This is a genomic window from Ferrovibrio sp. GW821-FHT12E11 (assembly GCF_058806975.1).
On the sequence record NZ_JBXAQG010000001.1, the window covers coordinates 474,023 to 494,972 of the forward strand.

General features: G+C 64.6%; 25 protein-coding genes. 5 read left to right on the forward strand and 20 right to left on the reverse strand.

Going from position 1 to position 20,950, the window contains the following annotated elements:
- Positions 1 to 88 precede the first annotated feature (88 nt).
- A complete protein-coding gene (locus tag AC1ROT_RS02405) occupies positions 89 to 868 on the forward strand; it encodes a potassium channel family protein (protein WP_492970320.1) in 780 nt (259 codons plus the stop codon).
- A gap of 23 nt (positions 869 to 891) precedes the next feature.
- On the opposite strand, the gene AC1ROT_RS02410 is transcribed toward AC1ROT_RS02405, so the two are convergent.
- Genes AC1ROT_RS02410 through AC1ROT_RS02420 form a run of 3 tightly spaced genes read right to left on the reverse strand, consistent with a single transcriptional unit; the run spans position 892 to position 4,109 of the window.
- Positions 892 to 2,601 (reverse strand): cytochrome c biogenesis protein DipZ, encoded by a 1,710-nt coding sequence (locus tag AC1ROT_RS02410; RefSeq protein ID WP_492997098.1) that lies wholly within the window; start codon positions 2,599 to 2,601, stop codon positions 892 to 894.
- A 15-nt stretch (positions 2,602 to 2,616) separates the two neighbouring features.
- The gene (locus AC1ROT_RS02415; RefSeq protein ID WP_492997099.1) at positions 2,617 to 3,654 is read right to left on the reverse strand and encodes an alpha/beta fold hydrolase; all 1,038 of its coding nucleotides are present in this window, start codon (positions 3,652 to 3,654) and stop codon (positions 2,617 to 2,619) included.
- 11 nt (positions 3,655 to 3,665) lie between these two features.
- The gene (locus tag AC1ROT_RS02420; protein WP_492997100.1) at positions 3,666 to 4,109 is read right to left on the reverse strand and encodes an organic hydroperoxide resistance protein; all 444 of its coding nucleotides are present in this window, start codon (positions 4,107 to 4,109) and stop codon (positions 3,666 to 3,668) included.
- A 169-nt stretch (positions 4,110 to 4,278) separates the two neighbouring features.
- Here AC1ROT_RS02420 and AC1ROT_RS02425 point away from each other — a divergent pair, with 169 nt between their 5' ends.
- On the forward strand, positions 4,279 to 4,758 hold the full coding sequence (locus tag AC1ROT_RS02425) for a MarR family winged helix-turn-helix transcriptional regulator (RefSeq protein ID WP_492997101.1): 480 nt from the start codon (positions 4,279 to 4,281) through the stop codon (positions 4,756 to 4,758).
- A 14-nt stretch (positions 4,759 to 4,772) separates the two neighbouring features.
- Here AC1ROT_RS02425 and AC1ROT_RS02430 read toward each other — a convergent pair whose 3' ends face one another.
- The 6 genes from AC1ROT_RS02430 to AC1ROT_RS02455 all read right to left on the reverse strand — a co-directional run bounded on the left by AC1ROT_RS02430 (position 4,773) and on the right by AC1ROT_RS02455 (position 8,625).
- Positions 4,773 to 5,603 (reverse strand): aldo/keto reductase, encoded by an 831-nt coding sequence (locus AC1ROT_RS02430; protein WP_492997102.1) that lies wholly within the window; start codon positions 5,601 to 5,603, stop codon positions 4,773 to 4,775.
- 109 nt (positions 5,604 to 5,712) lie between these two features.
- Positions 5,713 to 6,111, reverse strand: coding sequence for a RidA family protein (locus AC1ROT_RS02435; protein ID WP_492997103.1), 399 nt, complete (start codon positions 6,109 to 6,111; stop codon positions 5,713 to 5,715).
- Between the two features lie 17 nt (positions 6,112 to 6,128).
- Complete coding sequence (gene purT / locus AC1ROT_RS02440) at positions 6,129 to 7,310, reverse strand: formate-dependent phosphoribosylglycinamide formyltransferase (protein WP_492997104.1); 1,182 nt, start codon at positions 7,308 to 7,310, stop codon at positions 6,129 to 6,131.
- Between the two features lie 92 nt (positions 7,311 to 7,402).
- Positions 7,403 to 7,819 carry a GFA family protein gene (locus tag AC1ROT_RS02445; protein ID WP_492970316.1) on the reverse strand — a complete coding sequence of 139 codons (417 nt, stop codon included), beginning with the start codon at positions 7,817 to 7,819 and terminating at the stop codon, positions 7,403 to 7,405.
- 15 nt (positions 7,820 to 7,834) lie between these two features.
- Positions 7,835 to 8,299: an SRPBCC family protein gene (locus AC1ROT_RS02450; protein WP_492997105.1), complete on the reverse strand. Its 465-nt coding sequence runs from the start codon at positions 8,297 to 8,299 to the stop codon at positions 7,835 to 7,837.
- Positions 8,296 to 8,625 (reverse strand): ArsR/SmtB family transcription factor, encoded by a 330-nt coding sequence (locus AC1ROT_RS02455; RefSeq protein WP_492970314.1) that lies wholly within the window; start codon positions 8,623 to 8,625, stop codon positions 8,296 to 8,298. Before AC1ROT_RS02455 ends, AC1ROT_RS02450 begins: the two co-directional genes overlap by 4 nt.
- A 155-nt stretch (positions 8,626 to 8,780) precedes the next feature.
- Here AC1ROT_RS02455 and AC1ROT_RS02460 point away from each other — a divergent pair, with 155 nt between their 5' ends.
- The gene (locus tag AC1ROT_RS02460; RefSeq protein WP_492970312.1) at positions 8,781 to 9,251 is read left to right on the forward strand and encodes a VOC family protein; all 471 of its coding nucleotides are present in this window, start codon (positions 8,781 to 8,783) and stop codon (positions 9,249 to 9,251) included.
- A gap of 15 nt (positions 9,252 to 9,266) precedes the next feature.
- On the opposite strand, the gene AC1ROT_RS02465 is transcribed toward AC1ROT_RS02460, so the two are convergent.
- A complete protein-coding gene (locus AC1ROT_RS02465) occupies positions 9,267 to 10,166 on the reverse strand; it encodes a LysR family transcriptional regulator (protein ID WP_492997106.1) in 900 nt (299 codons plus the stop codon).
- Between the two features lie 98 nt (positions 10,167 to 10,264).
- Here AC1ROT_RS02465 and AC1ROT_RS02470 point away from each other — a divergent pair, with 98 nt between their 5' ends.
- The gene (locus AC1ROT_RS02470; RefSeq protein WP_492997107.1) at positions 10,265 to 10,663 is read left to right on the forward strand and encodes a RidA family protein; all 399 of its coding nucleotides are present in this window, start codon (positions 10,265 to 10,267) and stop codon (positions 10,661 to 10,663) included.
- Positions 10,664 to 10,737: 74 nt separating this feature from the next.
- Here the strand turns inward: AC1ROT_RS02470 and AC1ROT_RS02475 are convergent, their stop codons facing one another.
- Together AC1ROT_RS02475 and AC1ROT_RS02480 are read right to left on the reverse strand one after the other, a co-directional pair.
- Positions 10,738 to 11,175, reverse strand: coding sequence for a putative quinol monooxygenase (locus AC1ROT_RS02475; protein ID WP_492997108.1), 438 nt, complete (start codon positions 11,173 to 11,175; stop codon positions 10,738 to 10,740).
- A gap of 21 nt (positions 11,176 to 11,196) precedes the next feature.
- Positions 11,197 to 12,024 (reverse strand): VOC family protein, encoded by an 828-nt coding sequence (locus AC1ROT_RS02480; protein WP_492997109.1) that lies wholly within the window; start codon positions 12,022 to 12,024, stop codon positions 11,197 to 11,199.
- A gap of 109 nt (positions 12,025 to 12,133) precedes the next feature.
- Here AC1ROT_RS02480 and AC1ROT_RS02485 point away from each other — a divergent pair, with 109 nt between their 5' ends.
- Complete coding sequence (locus AC1ROT_RS02485; protein WP_492997110.1) at positions 12,134 to 12,700, forward strand: TetR/AcrR family transcriptional regulator; 567 nt, start codon at positions 12,134 to 12,136, stop codon at positions 12,698 to 12,700.
- Here the strand turns inward: AC1ROT_RS02485 and AC1ROT_RS02490 are convergent.
- The 8 genes from AC1ROT_RS02490 to guaB form a co-directional block, all read right to left on the reverse strand.
- Complete coding sequence (locus AC1ROT_RS02490; RefSeq protein WP_492997111.1) at positions 12,697 to 13,107, reverse strand: DUF1801 domain-containing protein; 411 nt, start codon at positions 13,105 to 13,107, stop codon at positions 12,697 to 12,699. The two genes, AC1ROT_RS02485 and AC1ROT_RS02490, sit on opposite strands and share 4 nt — an antisense overlap.
- Positions 13,104 to 13,754, reverse strand: coding sequence for an FABP family protein (locus AC1ROT_RS02495; protein WP_492970308.1), 651 nt, complete (start codon positions 13,752 to 13,754; stop codon positions 13,104 to 13,106). Before AC1ROT_RS02495 ends, AC1ROT_RS02490 begins: the two co-directional genes overlap by 4 nt.
- Before the next feature lie 45 nt (positions 13,755 to 13,799).
- Positions 13,800 to 15,428 (reverse strand): ABC-F family ATP-binding cassette domain-containing protein, encoded by a 1,629-nt coding sequence (locus AC1ROT_RS02500; protein ID WP_492997112.1) that lies wholly within the window; start codon positions 15,426 to 15,428, stop codon positions 13,800 to 13,802.
- A gap of 33 nt (positions 15,429 to 15,461) precedes the next feature.
- Complete coding sequence (gene guaA / locus AC1ROT_RS02505; RefSeq protein ID WP_492997113.1) at positions 15,462 to 17,021, reverse strand: glutamine-hydrolyzing GMP synthase; 1,560 nt, start codon at positions 17,019 to 17,021, stop codon at positions 15,462 to 15,464.
- Between the two features lie 50 nt (positions 17,022 to 17,071).
- On the reverse strand, positions 17,072 to 17,563 hold the full coding sequence (locus AC1ROT_RS02510; RefSeq protein ID WP_492970304.1) for a tetratricopeptide repeat protein: 492 nt from the start codon (positions 17,561 to 17,563) through the stop codon (positions 17,072 to 17,074).
- A gap of 115 nt (positions 17,564 to 17,678) precedes the next feature.
- Positions 17,679 to 18,158 carry a tetratricopeptide repeat protein gene (locus tag AC1ROT_RS02515; protein WP_492997114.1) on the reverse strand — a complete coding sequence of 160 codons (480 nt, stop codon included), beginning with the start codon at positions 18,156 to 18,158 and terminating at the stop codon, positions 17,679 to 17,681.
- Between the two features lie 36 nt (positions 18,159 to 18,194).
- On the reverse strand, positions 18,195 to 19,472 hold the full coding sequence (locus AC1ROT_RS02520) for an RsmB/NOP family class I SAM-dependent RNA methyltransferase (RefSeq protein ID WP_492970302.1): 1,278 nt from the start codon (positions 19,470 to 19,472) through the stop codon (positions 18,195 to 18,197).
- Positions 19,473 to 19,479: 7 nt separating this feature from the next.
- Positions 19,480 to 20,943, reverse strand: coding sequence for an IMP dehydrogenase (gene guaB / locus AC1ROT_RS02525; RefSeq protein WP_492997115.1), 1,464 nt, complete (start codon positions 20,941 to 20,943; stop codon positions 19,480 to 19,482).
- Between the last annotated feature and the right edge of the window lie 7 nt (positions 20,944 to 20,950).

Consider the following 20,950-nt stretch of genomic DNA (forward strand, 5'->3'; position numbering starts at 1 on the left):
ATACAGGAGACGCCCCGGTTGCGTCAAGCGCGGAAATAGCCCATTAAAATCAGGACTGTAGGATGAACCGCCCGGCAGCCGAGGGCCCATGCCACGCGAGACGAGCTTCCGCACAACGCTGCAGGCCCTGTATTTCGGCGACAGCCGCCGGGCGCGGCTGTTCCGCTACAGCCTGATCGGCTTCGACCTGCTCACCATCGCCGTCTTCATCGTTGCCTCGGCCGCGCAGGACCAGTGGTGGCTGCTGCCGCTCGATTTCACGCTTGGCGCCCTGCTCACGCTGGAATTCGCCGCCCGCCTCTATGCCGAGAAAGACCGCCGCCAGCATCTGCTGACCCTTGCGACCGCCACCGACATCGCGGTGATCGCCTCGCTGTTCCTGCCGGCGGTGCTGGAGAATCTGGGCTTCCTGCGCGTCTTCCGAGCCCTGCGGCTGCTGCGCTCCTACCGGCTGCTGAAGGACCTGCGCGCCACGTCGCAGCGCTTCCGCCTTTATGAAGACGTGATCCAGCGCAGCCTCAACCTCGCGGTCTTCGTCTTCATCGTCACGTCCTTCGTCTATGTGACGCAGCACAACATCAACAACGGCATCGCGACCTATATCGATGCGCTGTATTTCACCATCACCACGCTGACCACGACGGGCTTCGGCGACATCACCCTGGTGGGACCTGGCGGCCGGCTGCTGGCCGTGCTCATCATGATTGTGGGCGTCAGCCTGTTCCTGCGGCTGCTGCAGGCGATCTTCCGCCCGCACAAGGTACGCTTCGAATGCCCGGACTGCGCGCTCCGCATCCACGACCGCGACGCCGTGCATTGCAAGCATTGCGGCCGTGTGCTGCCGATCCCGGACGACGGCGCGGTCTAGACCGAGCTGCGGAAGGCCGCGGCCTACCCGAAGGTGAAGGCATAGGCGCGCACGCCCGGCTCCTGGAATTCGATCTCGAAGGTGCGATCGGTGACGGCACCGGTCTGGCGGACCAGTTGATACAGCCGGTCGTCCCGGATGGTGCCCCAGCCTTCAGCATCCGTATCGAAGCCATGATCGGCGCCGGGGGCGGCGCCATCGATGGTGACGCGGAAGCGGATCGGACGGCCCGGCGCAGGCGGCGCCAGCACGAGGTGCAGGTCGCGGGCATGAAAGCGGTACCGGATCCCGGCCGCCCCGCCATTCGTCGTGGCGTATTCGCTGCCGACCGTCCAGTTGCCGGCCAGGCTCCACTGGTTGAGCCGCAAGGCTGACGCGGGCTGGTAAACCGACGGCCGGTCTTCCTGCAGGCCGCCGGGCGAAGCGAAGTTCCGCGCCTGCTCATAGCCGATATAGGTTTCGCCCGAGCGCAGATTGCGCTCATCCGCTGCCGCCTGGGTGCTTTGCCCTTGCGCGCCGCCGAGTGGCATGGCGACAGGCGTGCCGCCGGTCTCGGACAGCAGTTGCTGGATCAGCCGCTCGGACTGCTCATACCGTCCCTCACCCACGACCTGATGCCGTACGCGGCCATCAGCCCCGATGACATACAGCGCCGGCCAGCCCTGGTTGCCGAAGGCGCGCCAGATGCCGAAGTCGTTGTCGATGGCCACGGGATAACCGACGCCGAGGTTGCCAAGCGCCGTGCGCACATTGCCGATATTCTTCTCGAAGGCGAATTCCGGCGTGTGCACGCCGATGACGACAAGGCCGCGGTCTTTGTACTTCTCGGCCCAGTTCCGCACATGCGGCAGGGCGCGCAGGCAGTTGATGCAGGAGTAGGTCCAGAAATTCACCAGCACGACCTTGCCCTGCAGGTCCTCGGCACGCAGCGGCGGCGTGTTCAGCCACTGCTGCGCCGTCAGCAGCGCCGCCTGCGGCCCGGTCAGGGCCGGCGCCGCGCGCGCTTCCGCCGCGCGGGCGTTGCCGAGAAAGGTGAGCAGGCATTCCTCGATCCGCGCGGTGCTGTCTGAGGAGAGCCGCGTGAACAGCCCGACATCGAGTCCGCTCCAGATCGCGGCCGTGCCGGCCACGACAGCGGCGCCGGAAAAGCGCCGCAGTCCCGCGCCCCACTGCACCCGACTCCTGACCGCCGACAGCAGACGCTGGCCGAACAGCAGGGCCGCGCCCAGCGCCGTCGCAGCACCCAGAGCATAGGTCAGCAGCAGCAGCGCGGTTTCCAGCGACGGCCCATGCAGCGCCGCGCCGGTCAGGATCAGTCCCAGCACCGGACCCGCACAGGGCGCCCAGAGCAGACCGGTGGCGATGCCAAGCAGCACCGACGACCCGGTCGTGCCGCGTGCTTCCGCCTTCTGCGCCAGCCCGGACCCGAGCAGCACCAGCGGCGCCATCAGCCGCGTGGCCAGGGCCGGAAACAGCATCGCAAGGCCGAACACGGTCATCACCACCAGGGCGACGGTACGACCATGACTGTTCGCATCCACCGCCCAGCCGCCGGCCACCGCCGCCAGGCTGGCCACCGCCGCGAAGGCGATGGCCAGGCCGAGCAGCATGGGCAGGCCGCCGCGCCGGAACGGCATGCCGGCACGCGCCAGCACGAAAGGCAGCACCGGCAGGATGCAGGGCGTGGCGATGGTGATGAGGCCAGCCAGATAGGCCAGGATGAAGAGAGTCATGATCGCACCTGTCGGTTAGAAGCGGTCGACGTCGATGATGGCCTGGGCGAAGGCCTGCGGCGCTTCCTGCGGCAGGTTGTGCCCGATGCCGCCGGTGATGTGACGATGCTGGTACCTGCCGGTGAACCGCTTCGCATAGGCGGCAGGATCGGGATGCGGCGCGCCGTTGGCGTCGCTTTCCATGGTGATGCTGGGCACGGCAAGCGCCGGCCCGGTGGCGAGCTGCCGCTCCAGGGCGTCATAGTGCGATTCACCTGCCGCCAGGCCAAGGCGCCAGCGGTAATTGTGGATCACGATGTCGACATGATCGGGATTGTCGAATGACGCGGCCGAACGCTCGAAGGTCGCGTCGTCGAAGTTCCACTTCGGCGAGGCCAGCTGCCAGATCAGCCGGTTGAACTCGCGACGATATTTCTTATAGCCCTCCTGACCGCGCTCGGTGGTGAAATAGAACTGGTACCACCATTCAAGCTCCGCCTTCGGCGGTAACGGATTCTTGTTCACTGCCTGACTGCCGATCAGATAGCCGCTGACCGAGACCATCGCCTTGACGCGTTCGGGCCACAGCGCCGCCATGATATTGGCGGTGCGCGCACCCCAGTCGAAACCGGCCACCACCGCCTTCGGGATATTCAGGGCATCCATCAGGGCGATGATGTCGACGGCCAGCGCCGCCTGCTGGCCATTGCGCGGCGTAGCATCCGACAGGAACCGCGTGTCGCCATAGCCGCGCAGATACGGCACGATCACACGGTAGCCCGCCGCCGCCAGCACCGGCACGACGTCGATGAAACTGTGGATGTCGTAGGGCCAGCCATGCAGCAGCAGGACGGGCGGACCGTCGGCCGGTCCAGCCTCGGCATAGCTGACTTTCAGCACGCCGGCATTCACCTGCTTCAGCGGGCCGAAGGATGCAGACGCACCGGCCTGCGCCGGTGCGGTCTGGGCGCGAGCCGAGACGATCAGGCCGAGCTGTACGGTGGCCATCGCCATGGCGGCCGCGCCGACGAAACGCCGGCGCGACGGATGGATGCTGTCGGAGTGACGGTCCATTGTCATCGTCCTCAGACCAGATTGATGGCGACGTCGATATTGCCGCGCGTCGCCCGCGAATACGGGCAGGTCTGGTGCGCGGCCTCGACCAGGCTACGGGCGGTTTCCGCATCCAGGCCCGGCAGGCTGACATTCAGACGCGCCGACAGGCCGTAATCGCCAGCCACCGTCTTGCCGAGATCGACTTCGGCATCGACCGACAGCCCGGCCGGCAACTTCACCCGCTGCGCGGCGGCCGCCAGGCCGATGGCGCCGATGAAGCAGGCCGACCAGCCGGCGGCGAACAGCTGCTCGGGGTTGGTGCCCGCGCCCTTGCTGCCTGGCTGGGAGAGCTGGATATCAAGCCGGCCGTCATCGCTGCGGGCAGCGCCATCGCGGCCGCCGGTGGTGCGGGTCCGGCCGGTGTAAAGCACGGTATTCAGCGTGGTGTGAAGCGTGGGGGAAAGCTGGGTCATGGGGGAGGTCCTTGGCTCTATATTAATGCTACCGATTAAATCGGATGCGATACATATTGCTGCGCCAGTCGGAACGTCAACCCCTTCCGATTTAATCGGAACCGATCTATATAGGAAATGTGATCACCTTCACGTGTCCCCGGATTCACGTGTTCCCGGAGCCCCGCCCATGAGCGCCAAAGCCGCAAAAACCCCTAAATCCTCACGCCAGCTGGGGGATTTCCTATGTTTCGCCATCTATTCGGCGAACCTGGCCTTCGGCCGCGCCTACAAGCCGATCCTGGAGACGCTCGGCCTCTCCTCCTACACCCAGTACATCGCCATCGTGGCGCTGTGGGAGGAAGATGCCGGGGTGACGGTGAGCAGCCTGGGCGAGAAGCTGTTCCTGGAATCCAACACGCTGACCCCGATCCTCAAGAAGCTGGAGGAACTGGGTTACGTGAAGCGCCAGCGCGACCCGAAGGACGAACGCCAGGTACTGGTCAGCCTGACGCCGGAAGGCCGGCGCCTGCGCGAGAAAGGCCAGACCATGTCGCTGCTGAAGGAAACTGGCCTCGAGCCCGAGGAATTCGCCCGGCTGCAGAAAAGCGTGTCGGTGCTGCGCGACAACCTGCTGAAGGCGACAGCGGTCCGCGACGCCGCCGAGTGAACCGTATCCGCAGCCTAAAAGGCTGCGGTAAGCGGATCGGGGCCGATGCGGCCGGCCTTGTCATCCAGTTTCGCAATCTGCGCCTTGTCTTCAGCATTGAGCGCGAAGCCGAAGACATCGAAATTTTCCACGATGCGGCTCGGCGTCACGGATTTCGGGATCGCGACCAGACCGCTGTCGAGATGCCAGCGGATCACCACCTGGGCCGGCGTGCGGCCATGCTTTTTCGCAATCGCGCCGATCACCGGATCGGACAGCAGCTGCCCCTGCCCGAGCGGACTCCAGGACTGGGTGACGATGCCATGTCTGGCATGGGCCTCGCGCAACGCCTTCTGCTGGAAACGCGGATGCAGCTCGATCTGGTTCAGCACCGGCGTCACGCCGGTCTCGCCAATGATGCGATCCAGGTGCTCGGGCATGAAATTCGATACACCGATGGATTTCGCCCGTCCCTCTTTCTGCAGGCGCAGCAGCGCCTTCCAGCTTTCGGCATAGAGATTTTTCCGCGGCGCCGGCCAGTGGATCAGATACAGGTCGACATAGTCGAGACCAAGGCGCTTCAGGCTCTGGTCGAAGGCCCTGAGCGCACTGTCCGCCCCCTGCGCGTCGTTCCACAGCTTGGTGGTGACGAAAACCTCCTGCCGCGCGACGCCGGCGCTGCGCAGGCCCGCACCGACGCCGCCTTCGTTGCCGTAGATGGCCGCGGTGTCGACATGGCGATAGCCGGCTTGCAGGGCGGCGCGCACGGCGACTTCGGCCTGCGCATCGGTAGCCTGCCAGACACCCAGCCCGAGCTGCGGAATGGAACGGCCGTCATTGAGGGAGATGGAAGGCTGGGCGGTCATGTCAGGTCCGTGGCTGGAGAAAACCGGAGCCACAGACATGGGGCAGCAGCTTGCGATTTTCCAGCCGCCGATTGTTGCCGTGAGGGAAAAACAGCTTGTTCCCGTACGCTCAGTCGAGCGCCGCGATGACCTCGATCTCAAGCAGGAAATCCGGATTGACCAAGGCCGTGACGCCGACCAGCGTGCTGGCCGGATAAGGTCCATCGCCAAACACCTTCGCCCGCATGGCGCGCACCGGTGGCAGCTTGTCGGGCGTCAGGTCCACCACATAGGTGACCATCTTGAACACCTTCGAAAAATCCGTGCCGGCCGCGGCCAGCGCCGTCTTCAGATTGGCGAAGACCTGCTCGGCCTGGGCGCCGATATCGTCCTTGCCCACCAGATTGCCAGCGGCGTCGAGCGCCACCTGGCCCGACACATGCACCTGCCGGCCGGCGGTGACAATGGCGACATGACTATAGCCGGTCGGCTTGGCGAGGCCCTGCGGATTGCTGCGGTCGATGGCCATGGTACCCTCTCCTCTTCTCAGCCCTTGTAGCTGATCTTCACCTTGTCGGCAGCAGCCTTTGCAGCCTTGCGCGCGACATCGGTATCGCCGTCCTGCACCAGCGCCAGCGTCACCCCCATGCGGCGATAGGGCCGCGTGGTCGGCTTGTTGAAGATGCGCACATCGATGTCGATACCCTGGCCCGGCGACTGCAGGGCATCGGCGACACCTTCCACCGAGAAATCGCTGGAATCGCGATCGGCCAGGATCACCGCCGAGGCGCTGGCGCCGTATTGCGTGATGGAGGGGATCGGCAGGCCGAGGATGGCGCGGGCATGCAGGTCGAACTCGGTCAGGTTCTGCGAGATCAGCGTCACCATGCCGGTATCGTGCGGGCGCGGCGACAGTTCGGAGAAAATCACGTCGTCATTCTTGATGAAGAACTCGACGCCGAACAGGCCATAGCCACCGAGATTGTCGACCACGGCTTTCGCCTGACGCTGCGCTTCGGCGATCGCCTTGTCTGACATCGGTGTCGGCTGCCAGCTTTCCTGATAATCGCCGCGCTCCTGCCGGTGCCCGATGGGCGGGCAGAAGACAACCCCGTCGCGGGTGCGGATGGTGAGCAGCGTGATCTCGTAATCGAAGGCGATGAATGCCTCGACAATCACGCAGACGCGGTCGCCGCGCATGCCGGCCACGGCATAATTCCAGGCCTTGTCGATATCGGCTTCGGCCTTCACCGTGCTCTGGCCTTTTCCCGAAGAAGACATCACCGGCTTGACCACGCAGGGAATCCCCACCTTGGCGACGGCGGCGCGCATCTCCTCCAGGCTTTCGGCATAGAGATATTTCGAGGTCGGCAAGCCGAGTTCGGTGGCGGCCACCTCGCGGATGCGGTCGCGGTTCATGGTCATGATGGTGGCGCGCGCCGAAGGCACCACATTCTGGCCACGGTCCTCGTAGTCCTTCAGCACCTCGGTGCGAATGGCTTCCACTTCCGGCACGATGAAATCGGGCTTGTGCCTGTCGATGGCGGCACCCAAAGCTGTGCCATCCAGCATCGAGAAGACCTCGAATTCATCGGCCACCTGCATCGCCGGCGCGCCGGCATAGCTGTCGCAGGCCACGACATGGGCACCCAGCCGCTTGGCGGAAATCACGAATTCGCGGCCCAGCTCGCCCGAGCCGAGCAACAGGATTTTTGCAGTGGCGGCCATGTCCCCATTCCTCTGGAATCAGCAGACCACGTTCTAGTGCATCTGCCCCGCCATGGCTAGGCGATCCGGCCGCCACCGCGCCCGTCCCGTTATCAGCCCGGCGGCATCTTGTCGAATTTCGGCAGCGCCGGATCCAGATGATCCCAGGCATGGCCGCGCATCGCATAGGTCACCACCTGGGGCGTGAAACGGCCGGGATCGTCCAGGCTGGCGGCATGAATGGTGAAGATGTCGGGCATCGCCGCAAAGGTGAGATAGACCGGCGAACCGCAGGTGGCGCAGAAGCCGCGGGTCTTCATGCTGCCGCTGTCGCCACGCAGATCCCAATGGGCCGCCTTGCCGGTCAACGTCACATCCTTGCGGCTCGGGAAGGTGATGTAGGAGCCATGGCCGGTGCCGCTCTCCTGCTGGCAGTGCCGGCACTGGCAATGATTGGAGAAGACCGGCTCGGCGGCGATCTCGTAGCGGATTGCACCGCAGGCGCAGCCGCCCGTGTAAGGCTTACTCATGGTCGTCTCTCCTGTTCAGTCCAGGTCGCCGGCGACGCCGTCGAGGTTGCGGGCGCATTTGACCCAGCCCTGACTCATATTCGTATAGGCCGTGTCGTTCTTCGGCAGGACGAAGCCGGAATGCTCCAGGCGAAGCCGCGTGCCGGTCTGCACCTTGGTCAGCGTGAAGGTCACCACCGTATCCAGCCGCGAGCCATAGCCGACATTGCCCTCATCGCCGCCGGTCCAGGCATAGGCGAAGCGCTCGTTCGGTTTCACCTCCAGAACCTGGCAGCGGATAATGCCGTCCCAGGCGCCGGCCGGCGCCGTCTTGAAGGTGAAACGCGTGCCCTCCACCGGCGCGAAACCGGTCGGCTCCATCATCCAGCGTCCGATCAGGGCGCCGGTGGTGATCGCTTTCCAGAGAATGTCCGGCGCATGGTGGAAGACCTCGTCGACCACGATGGACTGCGCCTGCGGCTTCACGGCGAGAGTGCTCATGGATCGATATCCTTCAGGAGGGTGCGGAGGTCGGCGAAGCGTTCGCGCCAGAAGACGCTGTAATGGCTCATCCAGTCGAAAAGCGGCTCCAGCCCTTGCGGCTGGGCGCGGTAATAAACGTTGCGGCCCTCGGGGCGTTCGATGACGAGCCCGGCCTGCTTCAGCGCCTTCAGGTGCTGCGAGACCGCGCCCTGCGTCACCCCGCTGCCGCGCGTCAGCTCGGCCACGGTGATCTCGCTGGTATTGGCGACCCGTTCGAAGACGGCGCGCCGGGTAGGATCGGCGAGCGCGCGCATGACGGCATTGATGGGGGCTGCTTCAATCATGAAATCATATTAGCAATCACTTATTGATTAGTCAATGCTAATTTATTACCGATATCGAACCGCAACGTTTTTTGCGCCGGCCTGTCGGAACGGGGCCGGCCGCACCGTCCTTGGATCACATGCCCTTGCGGGCCGGCCACACAGAAGGACACATCATGAAAGTCACGCAGCATCTCTGGTTCGAGAAAGACATGGAGGCGGCTATCCGCTTCTACACATCGCTGATCCCCGGCTCGTCGGTCGGCTGGGTTTCAACCTTGCCCGCCGAGACACCCAGCGGGCCGGCCGGCAGCGTGACATTGGCGGGCTTCACCTTGGGCGACCAGCGCTACATGGCCATCCAGGCGGGGCCGCTGGATCCGTTCAACCACAGCTTCTCGATCATTGTCGAATGCGAGACCCAGGCCGAGATCGACCGCCTGTGGGATGCCCTGAAGGATGGCGGTTCGACCGAACAATGCGGCTGGCTGCGCGACCGCTGGGGCCTGTGCTGGCAGATCACACCGAAACGCCTGGGCGAACTGATGGGCAGCCCGGATCCGGCGGTGGCCAAGCGCGTCACCGAGGCCATGCTGAAGATGGTGAAATTCGATATCGCCGGGCTGGAAGCGGCAGCAAAGGGCTAAATCGATGGCCAAGCCTTACCGGCCCCTGCCCACTTCCTTCACCACATCGAGGAACGCGCGCAGGGCCGGCGGCACGGCGCGATGCCCGGGATAATAGACGGCGATGGCTTCCTCCGCCTGCATCCAGGCAGACAGTACCGTGCGCAGTTGTTTCGCCTTGAGCGCTGCGGTGGCGGCGGCATTCGCCACATAGGCAACGCCTAAGCCTTTCACGGCGGCCTCCACCATCAGCTCCTCGTCATCAAGGATGACCGAGCCGGGCGCATCGATCACCAGCGCCTGTCCGGCACGCTCGAACTCCCAGCGATAAAGCTTGCCGCCCGGCAGGCGATGGCCGATGCAGCGATGGCGCATCAGCTCGTCGGGCGTTTTCGGCACACCCGCGCGTTTCAGATAGTCCGGCGAGGCGACACAGATGAATCCTATCGGCCCACCGAAGGGAACCGCGATCATGTCGCGCGGAATCGAGTCTGCCAGCCGCATGCCGGCATCGAAGCCGCCCGAGACGATATCGACCAGCCGGCCTTCCACCACCAGATCCACCGTCACATCGGGAAAGCGCTCCGCCATCCGCGGCAGGACATGGCGTACCAGCAGCACCGCGCCCAGACGCGGCGCGTTGATCCGCACCGTGCCCGCGACCTTGCCGCGGAAGCCCGCGACGCTGCCCAGCGCATCGTCGAGCGAGGCCAGCGCGGTTTGCAGACTGGCCAGCAGCCGAAACCCGGCCTCGGTCGGCGAGACGCTGCGCGTCGTGCGGTTCAGCAGGCGCACGCCCAGACGCTCTTCCAGGCCGCGCATGGCATGGCTCAGCGTGGACGGTGCGGTGCCGAGTTCGTCAGCGGCGCGCCGGAAACTGCGGTGGGTGGCGACCGCCACGAAAGCGGTCAGGTCGTGAAGCGACGGGCGGGACATTACTGGGGATTTTACATCAGCTCATACAGATTTCCACGCCTAATCCCATTAATCTCCCGCCCTTATGTTAGCCCTGCATTCACACCCAGGAGCCCGACATGACCAAACGCGACGCCGTTTTTCCCGCCAACCGCCATGCACTGTACGACCTGCACAAATATTCCCCTGCCATCCGCGCCGGCGACCTGCTCTTCGTCTCGGGCCAGGTCGGCAGCCGCGACGACGGCTCACCCGAACCGGTCTTCGAGGATCAGGTGCGGCGCGCCTTCGCCAATCTGAAGGCCGTGCTGGCGGCGGCGGGCGGCAGTTTCGACGACGTCATCGACGTCATCTCCTTCCACACCGATCCGCAAACACAGTTCGACACCGTGCTGAAGGTCCGCGACGCGGAAATCGGCGAACCACCCTATCCGACCTGGACCGCGGTGGGCGTCACCTGGCTGGCCGGCTTCGACTTCGAGCTCAAGGTAATCGCGCGGATTCCGGCGAAGGCGTGAGATGAGCGGACACCAGCTCATCCAGAAGAAAGGGAGGCCTTTGCCTCCCTTTCATACCGGCCACTCTGTATCGGCTACAGCGCATTCCCCCGCACCTGCATATGCGTGACGGTCACCCCGCCTTCGGCCAGCTCGGGCAGGCGGGCAAACCAGGCCTGGACATGCGGCGTGGCGTTATGCGCTACAAAGTCGGCCTCGGTGGCGAAGATTTCGTAGAACACGAAATGCCCGGGCGCGGCGCGATCCTCATGCAGGACGTAGACGATGTTGTTCGGCTCGTTCCGGACCTGCGCCACGAGCGGTAACGTCGCTTCACGCAGTTCGTTCTCCTTGCCGGCTTTTGCCCGAACCTCTGCAACGACCGCATAGGCACCAGCCGGAATGTTGCCATAGCGGACAGTGGCCTGCTTCGTCACACCTTGCGGTTCCGCATGACTGACCAGCGCCGGGACAGAGATCGCGCTTGCCGAGATCGCAATCGCGGCGGCGTATTTGAGTGATGTATAGGACATTGGGGTTTCTCCTTGTCTTTCTCAGATATTCCGGCGCGCGTCGCGCGCACGATCGAACAGGCGCTTGACCGGGCCCAGGGCCTGGACGAACTCGAGCTGCTCGCCCTCCGGGCCCTTGCAATAGATCAGGCGCCACCCGTTCGACTGGCCTTCCGTGATCCCGTTGCTGTTGGCCTCGATCGGCGTGGCCAGGCGCTCCGGCTCGGTGGCGACGGTGACCACCCGGTTGGCCCTGACCTGCGTCATCCCGCGTCGCGCGGATTCCGCTTCAAGATCGGCGATGAAGCGATTGAAATCGACATCGTCGCGGATATGGAAGCAGATATGCATCATGCGCGGAAACGCCGGACTCATATGGTCGAGCGGTTCGGCGAAAGCATTGCCGCTGCCCGTCGGCTGGGTCGCATCGCGGTACTGCAGGAGTTCGATCACGACATTGTCGAACTGGATGAAGCGCACATCCAGGCGCTGCGCGCCGCTCCGCAGGTCAGGCACACCGATCGTCTGCGGATTAACCCGGCGCACCCGAGCTTCGATTTCCTGGTCGGTCAGCAGCGTGTTGTGAATCCGCTCGCCGTAGAAATCTCCATCGCGCATCACCTCCGTGCCGCCCAGCACTTCCGTGTAGAAGGCATAGGCACGGTCCATGTTCTGCACCGTGAGGCCGAAATGCTGGACGCCCTGCAGGCGCGCCCCCAGCGGCGCGGCATCTCCCGCGCTCTGCCGGACGGTCTGGGCAGCGGCCGGCAGAGCCGTGAGCCCCAGACCGCCGATGAGGGCCGCCGCACCGGTAGCCCGGAGGACCAAGCGGCGGTCAACCGCCGTTTCGTGATTGGACTGAGTGGTCATGTGACATTCCTTTCCTTGTGTGGATGAAAATCAGCATCATTCCTGATGTGATAAGCAATCACATACACCCGGTTGACCGTGGATCAAGAAAAATGTTATTGCCTATCACATGAAAAAGCCGACGATCAAAAGCAAACGTGACGCCTATCACCATGGCGACTTGCGCCGGACCCTGCTGGAGGCGGCGCGGCACGAAATCGCTACCCATGGCGCGCAAACCCTGTCCCTGGCGTCGCTGGCGCGCAGGGCCGGCGTGGCGCAATCGGCGCCCTATCGCCATTTCGCGCACCGCGACGAGCTTCTCGCCGCGGTGGCAACCGATGCATTCGAGGCTTTCACGGGCGTGTTGCAGGCCGCTTCAGAAGCGGGCTCAAAGGTCGGCGCCATCAAGCGAATCTGCACCGCCTATCTCCGGTTCGGGGAGGAGCATACGCAGCTCTATCGCCTGATGTTCGCTTCCAGTCTCGCCGCCGAGGCGGCGGAAGGCAGCGACCTGAAGACCGCGGCCTGGGCAAGTTTCCAGCCGCTGCTGGACCGCGTAAGCGAGGGCGCGTCGAAACATACCCGTCTCGCCGCCTATGCGATCTGGGCCCAATTGCACGGATTCGTCATGCTGAAAGCCGACGGCCTGCTGACTGTGCCGTCCGAAGAGCTGCTCAAGGGCCTGATGCTCTAGCTGGCGCGCTTCGGGGCCTTCTTCGTGCGCGCCGAAGCGTTTAGCGCAGCGGCGGCGCGGATTAGCGCCTTGAAAGCCGTGGCATTAAGCTTGCCGCCCTCGGGGATATCGATGGCGCGCCGGGTATTGCCCTCAAGGCTGGCGTTGAACAGGCCCTTGGGATCGTCAAGCGATGCGCCCTTGGCGAAGGTCAGCTTCACGACTGCTTTGTAGGTCTCGCCGGTGCAGAGGATGCCGTTGCTCTCCCACACCGGCACGCCGCGCCACTTCACCGTCTCGACCACGTCCGGCAAAGCCGCCCTGATCAGCGCGCGGACATGGGCGAGCGTCTCACCACGCCAGTCGCCGAGCGCCTTGATCTTCGCGTCGATCAGCTTCGAGGGGGATGTAGCTTTGGCGGCGCTCATGCGGTTTTTTCCCTCTGCCGCAGCAGCAGCGGGTTTGGCTGCGGTTCCGCCACCTTCACCAGCCGGTTCACATCGCGATGCCGGAACAACTCGCTGCGCCCGCGCACCATCAGCATGGTGTCTGACACGTATTTCCAGCTGCCGTCCGCGTCGAAGGTGATTTCGAGGCGGTAGGAATCCGTGCGGAAGGCGTATTCGAGAAAATCGGTGGAACAGATGCCGTAATTGGTCTGGCCGCGCGTGGCGTTGACCACCAGGCTCAGGTCATCGGGCTTTGCCTGGCCGACCGCCAGCGCGGTCTGGCCGCGCGGGATGGCCAGCGTCTGCATCACCAGGCCGGTCGCCGGTTCCCACAGCCAGTAACCGGTCTGGTCGTGGAAGGTGATGTCTTCTTCCGGCGTGTTGACGTGCACGTGGTAGCGCAGGCCGTAGAGCAGCTGGGGCCCGTTGGCCTGCGGATCAATCGGCTGCATCTCGATGCGTTCGAGATACTGCCGGCGCTCCGGGCCATCGGCCTTCGGATTGAGGTCGATGCCCTTCTTGCCTTCCCACACACCGGCGAGCCGGCGCAGCGGGCCCAGATTCGCCAGGGTGTCGGGATCGACATCCTCCGGTTCGGTGAAAATGTCTTCTGGAAATGGATTCATGCCGCTCCCCCGTCTAACGCCTCAGAATGCCGCCTCACCTGCTGACTAGCCGCCAGGATGCAGCCCCGGTGCTTCCTGGCCGGTGCGCGCCACATATTCGGTATAGCCGCCAGTGAACTGGTGCACGCCTTCGGGCGTCAGTTCCAGCACGCGGTTTGACAGCGCCGCGAGGAAATGGCGGTCATGCGACACGAACAACATGGTGCCCTCGAAATCCGCCAGCGCCGCCACCAGCATTTCCTTGGTCGCCATGTCGAGATGGTTGGTCGGTTCGTCGAGCACCAGGAAGTTCGGCGGGTCGTACAGCATCTTGGCCATCACCAGACGCGCCTTCTCGCCGCCCGACAGCACGCGGCAGGTCTTCTCGATATCGTCGCCGGAGAAGCCGAAGCAGCCGGCCAGCGTGCGCAGCGCCGGTTGTCCGGCCTGCGGGAATGACTTGTCGAGCGTTTCGAAAATCGTGTCGTCGCCGTCCAGCAGGTCCATCGAATGCTGGGCGAAATAGCCCATCTTCACGCTGCTGCCCAGCGCCACCGTACCCTGGTCTGGCTTGGTATCGCCGGCGATTAGTTTCAGCAGGGTGGATTTGCCGGCGCCGTTGGCACCCAGGATGCACCAGCGTTCCTTGCGGCGCACCTGGAAATCCAGCCCTGTGTAGATCGACAGGCTGCCATAGCTCTTGTGCACGTCGCGGAAGTTGGCCACGTCCTCGCCCGAGCGCGGCGGCGTCCGGAATTCAAACTGCACCGCCTGACGCCGCCGCGGCGGCTCGACGCGTTCGATCTTGTCGAGCTTCTTCACCCGGCTCTGCACCTGCGCAGCATGCGAGGCGCGCGCCTTGAAACGCTCGATGAACTTGATCTCCTTGGCCAGCATGGCCTGCTGGCGCTCGAACTGCGCCTGGCGATGCTTTTCGTTCAGCGCCCGCTGCTGGTCGTAGAAATCGTAATTCCCCGAATAGGTGGTGAGCGAACCGCCGTCGATCTCGACGATCTTGCCGACGATACGATTCATGAACTCGCGATCATGCGAGGTCATCAGCAACGCGCCGTCATAATCCTTGAGGAAGGCTTCGAGCCAGATCAGGCTTTCAAGGTCGAGATGGTTGCTCGGTTCGTCGAGCAGCATCCCATCGGGCCGCATCAACAGAATACGAGCCAGCGCCACACGCATCTTCCAGCCGCCGGACAAGAGCCCGACATCGCCGTCCATGCGCTCCTGGCTGAAGCTCAGGCCCGCCAGCACCTCGCGCGCCTTCGCTTCCAGCGCATAGCCATCCAGTTCCTGGAAGCGCCCCTGCACCTCACCATAGCGCTCGATGATGGCGTCCATCTGGTCGGCCTGGTCCGGATCGACCATCGCGGCCTCGAGCTGCGCCATTTCGGCGGCCAGCGCGCTCACCGGGCCGACGCCATCCATCACGGCAGAAACAGCGCTCTGGCCGGACATCTCGCCGACATCCTGGTTGAAATAGCCAATGGTCATCCCGGTATCGATCGCCACCTGGCCATCGTCGGGTTTTTCCTCGCCGACGATCATGCGGAACAGGGTCGACTTGCCGGCGCCATTCGGCCCGACCAGCCCGGCCTTCTCCCCCTTCTGGAGGCCCATCGACGCATCGATGAACAGGATCTGATGGCCGTGCTGCTTGCTGACGTTATCGAGACGAATCATGGATCTGCACTAACTGAAATTTCCGAATCCGCCTTATTCCCACTCAATCGTGCCGGGCGGCTTGGAGGTGATGTCGTAGGTCACGCGGTTGATGCCGCGCACCTCGTTGATGATGCGGGTGGCGACGCGGCCGAGGAAGTCATGCGGGAATGGGTAGTAATCCGCCGTCATGCCGTCGGTGGAGGTCACCGCGCGCAGGGCGCAGGCCTGGTCGTAGGTGCGGCCGTCGCCCATCACGCCGACGGTGCGCACCGGCAGCAGCACGGCGAAGGCCTGCCAGATCTGGTCGTAAAGGCCGGACTTGCGGATCTCGTCGAGATAGACCGCATCCACCTCGCGCAGCAGGTCGAGCTTTTCCTTGGTGATGTCGCCCGGAATGCGGATCGCCAGGCCAGGTCCCGGGAAGGGATGCCGGCCGACGAGCGATTCCGGCAGGCCGAGCTCGCGGCCCAGCATGCGGACTTCGTCCTTGAACAGCTCGCGCAGCGGTTCGACCAGCTGCATGTTCATGCGCGCCGGCAGGCCGCCGACATTGTGATGCGACTTGATGGTGACGCTGGGGCCGCCGGAGAAGCTGATGCTCTCGATCACGTCCGGGTAGAGCGTGCCCTGGGCCAGGAACTGCGCGCCGCCGATCTTCTTGGCTTCCGCCTCGAAGACATCGATGAACAGGCCACCGATGGTCTTGCGCTTGGTTTCCGGATCGCTGATGCCGGCCAGCTTGCTCAGGAACAGCGCCGACGCATCGTTGTGGATCAGCGGGATGTTGTAATGGTCGCGGAACAGGCGGACGACCTCCTCGCCCTCGCCCTTGCGCAGCAGGCCGTGGTCGACGAAGACGCAGGTTAGCTGCTCGCCGATCGCCTCATGGATCAGCACGGCCGCGACGGAAGAATCCACGCCGCCGGAGAGGCCGCAGATCACGCGCCCTTTTCCGACCTGCTCGCGGATCTTGGCGATGGCCTCGTTGCGGAAGCCCTTCATGGTCCATTCGCCCGAGCAGCCGGCTACCTTGCGCACGAAATTGCGCAGCAGCTTGGCGCCGTCCAGCGTGTGCATCACTTCCGGGTGGAACTGCACGGCGTAGATCTTGCGCACATCGTCGGCGATGGCGGCAAAGGGCGAACCATCGCTGACGCCGACGGCGCGGAAGCCGGTCGGGATCTCGGTGATCTTGTCGCCATGGCTCATCCAGACCTGGTGCTTCTCGCCCTTGGCCCAGACGCCGTCGAACAGGTCGCAGTCGTCCTTGATCTCGAGGAAGGCGCGGCCGAATTCCCGATGATGGCCGGTCTCGACACTACCGCCCAACTGCATGCAGATGGTCTGTTCGCCATAGCAGATGCCGAAGATCGGCAGGCCGAGCTTGAAGGCGCCTTCCGGCGCGCGCGGCGAGAATTCTTCCGTGGTGGAGGCCGGCCCGCCGGAGAAGATGATGCCCTTCAGCGTGCCGTGATCGTTCACCAGGTCCAGGCACTTGTCCGCCTTCTGGAAGGGTACGATCTCGCAATAGACACCGGATTCACGAACGCGGCGCGCGATCAGCTGGGTGACCTGGGATCCGAAATCGATAATAAGAATGCGCTCCGCCATCGGCGTTTAAAGCTCCTCTGCTTGTCGTGGTGCGGGCTGGCGCGGGGACGTCAGCTCGGCTTGGCCGCCTTGTAGGCAGCGATCTTGGTTTTCAGTTCGGTCAGTTCGGCACAGCCGAAGGTGCAGAGCGCATCCAGCGTCTTGAGATGCTCTTCCGCCTTCGCCAGGTTGTTCACTTTCAGATAGGCCTCGCCGACATATTCATGCGCGCCGCGATGCTTGGGATCGAGTTCCAGCGCCTTGCCATAGGCGGCGAAGGCCTTGTCATAGTCGCCCTGGTTGCGCTGGGCATAGCCGAGCCAGTTGAAGGCGTCGGCATTCTTCGCGTCCTTGGCCACCACCTTCTGGAACAGGTCGATGGCGACCGTCCAGTTCTTGGCGTCGATGGCCTTCCTGCCTTCGGTGAAATTCGGATCGGCGGCCTTGGGCATGCCGGCTCCGGGATCGTTGTTGCCCATGGCGAACACCGGCGCGGCCGGCAGGGCCAGCGCCAGAACAGCAGCCAGGAAAATACGGGGGAAACGGTGACCGGAACGGATCATGGCACGGCTCCTTGATGGGGCCGCCAGTATATCCCGGCCGGCCCGACGGGGGCCACCCTCGCCGCGGCCGAAGCCGGGGTCCGGATGGCCCGGTTGGACGGGCGGACCGAGCCGGTCAGCTCGGCTTGGCAGCCTTGTAGGCGGTGATCTTGGCCTTCAGTTCGGTGTATTCGGCGCAGCCGAAGGTGCACAGGCTGTCGAGCCGCTTCAGATGCTCCTCGGCCTTTTCCAGATTGTTCACCTTCAGATAGGCCTCGCCCACATATTCGTGGGCGCCGCGATGCCGTGGATTGACCGCCAGCGCCTTGGCATAGAAGGCAAAGGACTGGTCGTAGTTGCCCTGGTTGCGCCAGGCATAGCCCAGCCAGTTGAAGGCGTCGGCATTCTGCGCATCCTTGGCCACCACCTGCTCGAACAGCGGAATGGCTTTCGCCCAGTCCTTGGCGTCGATGGCTTTCTTGCCCTCGGTGAAATTCGGATCGACCGACTTGGCGGCCGGTGCCGGATCGCTGCCGCCGGCGGCGAAGACCGGTGCCGCAATCAGCAGGCTCGCCAGCAGGGCCAGGGTGAAACGGGAGATCGAGAGACGGGACATGGACAGGCTCCTCGCAAAGATGCCGTTCCTGGCCGCTCATGCCTGCCTCCGGAATGCGGCGGCAAAGAAACCATCGGTGCCATGCCGGTACGGGGTGAGGCTGAGACGGTCGCCGGAACGTATGCGTTGATCGGTTACACCCGGCGGCCAGGCATCGGCCAGAGGCAGCGGCGTAAACTCACCGTGATGCTCCAGGAACCAGTCGGCCTGGTCGCCATTCTCGGCCGGCAGGATCGAACAGGTCGCATAGACCAGCCGGCCGCCCGGTTTCACCAGCCGCGCGCCATCGCTGAGAAGGCCGCGCTGACGCCGCAAAACCTCGTCCAGGCTGGCCGGATCGTAGCGCCAGCGCGCTTCCGGATTGCGCCGCCAGGTGCCGCTGCCCGAACAGGGCACATCCAGCAGCACGCGATCAGCCCGGCCCTCGAACGCGCCCAGCAGTTGCGGCAGCGCATCGGCATCATGGATCACGATATTGCGAGCGCCGGCGCGATCCAGCCGCGGCACCAGCCGCTCCAGCCGCCGCTGGTCGTTGTCGGCGGCCTGGATTTCACCCTGGTTGCGCATGGTTGCTGCCAGCAGCAGCGTCTTGCCGCCGGCGCCGGCGCAGAGATCGATCACCAGTTCATCGGGCCGCGCATCGACCAGCAGGCCGGCGAGCTGGGCCGCCTCGTCCTGCGGCTCGATCAGGCCGTCGCGATAGAGCGAATTCATGTCCAGGCGCACGCGCTCGGGGATGCGGATGCCGATCGGCGACAGCGGCGTGGCAGCCGCAGCGATGCCATCGGCGCGCAACTGTTCCAGCACCAGCTCGCGATTGCTCTTCAGCGTGTTGACGCGCAGGTCGAGCGGTGCGCGGCCATTCAGCGCCGCCAGCTCCATCTCGGTATCGCTGCCGAATGTGGCCTGCACCATATCGGCCACTGCCGGCGGCAGATTGGCGCGCGCCCAGAGCGGCGCGTCTTCATCGGACGGCAGGCGCAGGAGCGCCGCGGTTTCGGTCTCGTCCAGCGGCGGCGGGCCGTAGCCGCCATCGGCACAGAGCTGCCGCCAGACATGCGGCGGCGTGGACGCATCGGCAAAGACCAGGAGACGTGGTGTCAGCTCGGCGCCGGTCTGCTCGATACGCCAGCGCCGCATGCCCTGTTCGCGCAGCACGGCATAGACGGTTTCGCTCACCGCCCGGCGATCCTTCGAACCGGCAAAACGGCTGCGCCGCTGCCAGTCGGTGACCACACGGTCAGCGGCAGCGGCGCGCTGCAGGATTTCGCTGATGATCTCGATGCTGGCGGCGAGCCGCGCCGCAGGCGTCATGGAGACCTCAACCCTCCTGCCGGTAGTTGGGTGCCTCGCGGGTGATCGCCACATCATGCACATGGCTTTCGCGCAGGCCGGCCGAGGTGATGCGGACAAAGCGGCAGTTGGTGCGCATGGCCTCCAGCGTACCGTTGCCGGTATAGCCCATGGCGGCGCGCAGGCCGCCGACGAGCTGATGCAGGATGGCCCCGGCCTGGCCCTTGTAGGCGACGCGGCCCTCGATGCCTTCCGGCACCAGCTTCAGCTTGTCATTCACTTCCTGCTGGAAGTAGCGGTCGGCCGAGCCGCGGCCCATGGCGCCGATCGAGCCCATGCCGCGATAGGATTTGTAGGAGCGGCCCTGGTAGAGGAAGACCTCGCCCGGCGCCTCGTCGGTACCGGCCAGCAGCGATCCGATCATGCAGGCGCTGGCGCCGGCGGCGATCGCCTTGGCCACGTCGCCCGAGAACTTGATGCCGCCATCGGCGATCACCGGGACACCGGACTTCGCCGCCACCGCAACGGCATCCACCACAGCCGTCAGCTGCGGGATACCGACACCGGCGACGATGCGCGTGGTGCAGATCGAGCCCGGACCGATACCGACCTTGACGGCATCGACGCCGGCATCGATCAGCGCCTTGGTGCCTTCCGCGGTGGCGACATTGCCGCCGATCACCTGGGTGCGGTTCGACACCTTCTTGATCGCGGTGATGGTTTCCAGCACACGGCTGGAATGACCATGCGCCGTATCGACGATGATCACGTCAACACCGCTGTTCATCAGTTCCTGGGCGCGCTCCAGGCCATCAGCGCCAGTGGAGACGGCGGCGGCGCAGCGCAGGCGGCCCTGTTCGTCCTTCACGGCATTCGGATGCAGGCGGGCCTTTTCGATATCCTTCACGGTGATCAGGCCGACGCAGCGATAATCCTCGTCCACCACCAGCAGCTTCTCGATGCGATGCTGGTGCAGCAGCCTCTTGGCCTCGCCGCTGGATACGCCTTCGCGCACCGTGATCAGCGGACTCTTGGTCATCAGTTCGTGGACCGGCTGCAGCATGTTGGAGGCGAAACGCACATCGCGATTGGTCAGAATGCCGACCAGCTTGCCGCCATGGGTCTCGGTCACCGGAATGCCGTGGATGCCATAGCGCTCCATCAGCGCCAGCGCATCGGCCAGCGTCTCATTGGGGCGGATGGTCAGCGGATTGACCACCATGCCGCTCTCGAACTTCTTCACAGCCGTGACTTCGCGGGCCTGTTCCTCGATGGTCAGGTTCTTGTGGATCACGCCCATGCCGCCGGCCTGCGCCATGGCAATCGCCATCTTGCTTTCGGTCACTGTGTCCATCGCCGCCGAGAGCAGCGGAATACCGAGTTCGATGCTGCGGGTCAGGCGCGTACGCGTATCCACTTCGGTGGGCAGCACGCTGGATGCCGCCGGCTCGAGCAGCACGTCATCGAATGTATAGGCTTCACGGAACTGCATCGAAGGC

What these genes read in the sequence shown, in the direction of transcription:
- AC1ROT_RS02490 (WP_492997111.1), bottom strand. Translation starts at nt 13,107, where the DNA reads ATGAGCGCCGCCAAAGCTACATCCCCCTCGAAGCTGATCGACGCGAAG.
- AC1ROT_RS02435 (WP_492997103.1), bottom strand. Translation starts at nt 6,111, where the DNA reads ATGGCCATCGACCGCAGCAATCCGCAGGGCCTCGCCAAGCCGACCGGC.
- guaA (WP_492997113.1), bottom strand. Translation starts at nt 17,021, where the DNA reads ATGGCGGAGCGCATTCTTATTATCGATTTCGGATCCCAGGTCACCCAG.
- AC1ROT_RS02450 (WP_492997105.1), bottom strand. Translation starts at nt 8,299, where the DNA reads ATGAGCACTCTCGCCGTGAAGCCGCAGGCGCAGTCCATCGTGGTCGAC.
- AC1ROT_RS02470 (WP_492997107.1), top strand. Translation starts at nt 10,265, where the DNA reads ATGACCAAACGCGACGCCGTTTTTCCCGCCAACCGCCATGCACTGTAC.
- AC1ROT_RS02515 (WP_492997114.1), bottom strand. Translation starts at nt 18,158, where the DNA reads ATGTCCCGTCTCTCGATCTCCCGTTTCACCCTGGCCCTGCTGGCGAGC.
- AC1ROT_RS02485 (WP_492997110.1), top strand. Translation starts at nt 12,134, where the DNA reads ATGAAAAAGCCGACGATCAAAAGCAAACGTGACGCCTATCACCATGGC.
- AC1ROT_RS02480 (WP_492997109.1), bottom strand. Translation starts at nt 12,024, where the DNA reads ATGACCACTCAGTCCAATCACGAAACGGCGGTTGACCGCCGCTTGGTC.
- AC1ROT_RS02500 (WP_492997112.1), bottom strand. Translation starts at nt 15,428, where the DNA reads ATGATTCGTCTCGATAACGTCAGCAAGCAGCACGGCCATCAGATCCTG.
- guaB (WP_492997115.1), bottom strand. Translation starts at nt 20,943, where the DNA reads ATGCAGTTCCGTGAAGCCTATACATTCGATGACGTGCTGCTCGAGCCG.
- AC1ROT_RS02420 (WP_492997100.1), bottom strand. Translation starts at nt 4,109, where the DNA reads ATGACCCAGCTTTCCCCCACGCTTCACACCACGCTGAATACCGTGCTT.
- AC1ROT_RS02405 (WP_492970320.1), top strand. Translation starts at nt 89, where the DNA reads ATGCCACGCGAGACGAGCTTCCGCACAACGCTGCAGGCCCTGTATTTC.
- AC1ROT_RS02465 (WP_492997106.1), bottom strand. Translation starts at nt 10,166, where the DNA reads ATGTCCCGCCCGTCGCTTCACGACCTGACCGCTTTCGTGGCGGTCGCC.
- AC1ROT_RS02430 (WP_492997102.1), bottom strand. Translation starts at nt 5,603, where the DNA reads ATGACCGCCCAGCCTTCCATCTCCCTCAATGACGGCCGTTCCATTCCG.
- AC1ROT_RS02510 (WP_492970304.1), bottom strand. Translation starts at nt 17,563, where the DNA reads ATGATCCGTTCCGGTCACCGTTTCCCCCGTATTTTCCTGGCTGCTGTT.
- AC1ROT_RS02455 (WP_492970314.1), bottom strand. Translation starts at nt 8,625, where the DNA reads ATGATTGAAGCAGCCCCCATCAATGCCGTCATGCGCGCGCTCGCCGAT.
- purT (WP_492997104.1), bottom strand. Translation starts at nt 7,310, where the DNA reads ATGGCCGCCACTGCAAAAATCCTGTTGCTCGGCTCGGGCGAGCTGGGC.
- AC1ROT_RS02495 (WP_492970308.1), bottom strand. Translation starts at nt 13,754, where the DNA reads ATGAATCCATTTCCAGAAGACATTTTCACCGAACCGGAGGATGTCGAT.
- AC1ROT_RS02460 (WP_492970312.1), top strand. Translation starts at nt 8,781, where the DNA reads ATGAAAGTCACGCAGCATCTCTGGTTCGAGAAAGACATGGAGGCGGCT.
- AC1ROT_RS02410 (WP_492997098.1), bottom strand. Translation starts at nt 2,601, where the DNA reads ATGACTCTCTTCATCCTGGCCTATCTGGCTGGCCTCATCACCATCGCC.
- AC1ROT_RS02445 (WP_492970316.1), bottom strand. Translation starts at nt 7,819, where the DNA reads ATGAGTAAGCCTTACACGGGCGGCTGCGCCTGCGGTGCAATCCGCTAC.
- AC1ROT_RS02475 (WP_492997108.1), bottom strand. Translation starts at nt 11,175, where the DNA reads ATGTCCTATACATCACTCAAATACGCCGCCGCGATTGCGATCTCGGCA.
- AC1ROT_RS02520 (WP_492970302.1), bottom strand. Translation starts at nt 19,472, where the DNA reads ATGACGCCTGCGGCGCGGCTCGCCGCCAGCATCGAGATCATCAGCGAA.
- AC1ROT_RS02415 (WP_492997099.1), bottom strand. Translation starts at nt 3,654, where the DNA reads ATGGACCGTCACTCCGACAGCATCCATCCGTCGCGCCGGCGTTTCGTC.
- AC1ROT_RS02425 (WP_492997101.1), top strand. Translation starts at nt 4,279, where the DNA reads ATGAGCGCCAAAGCCGCAAAAACCCCTAAATCCTCACGCCAGCTGGGG.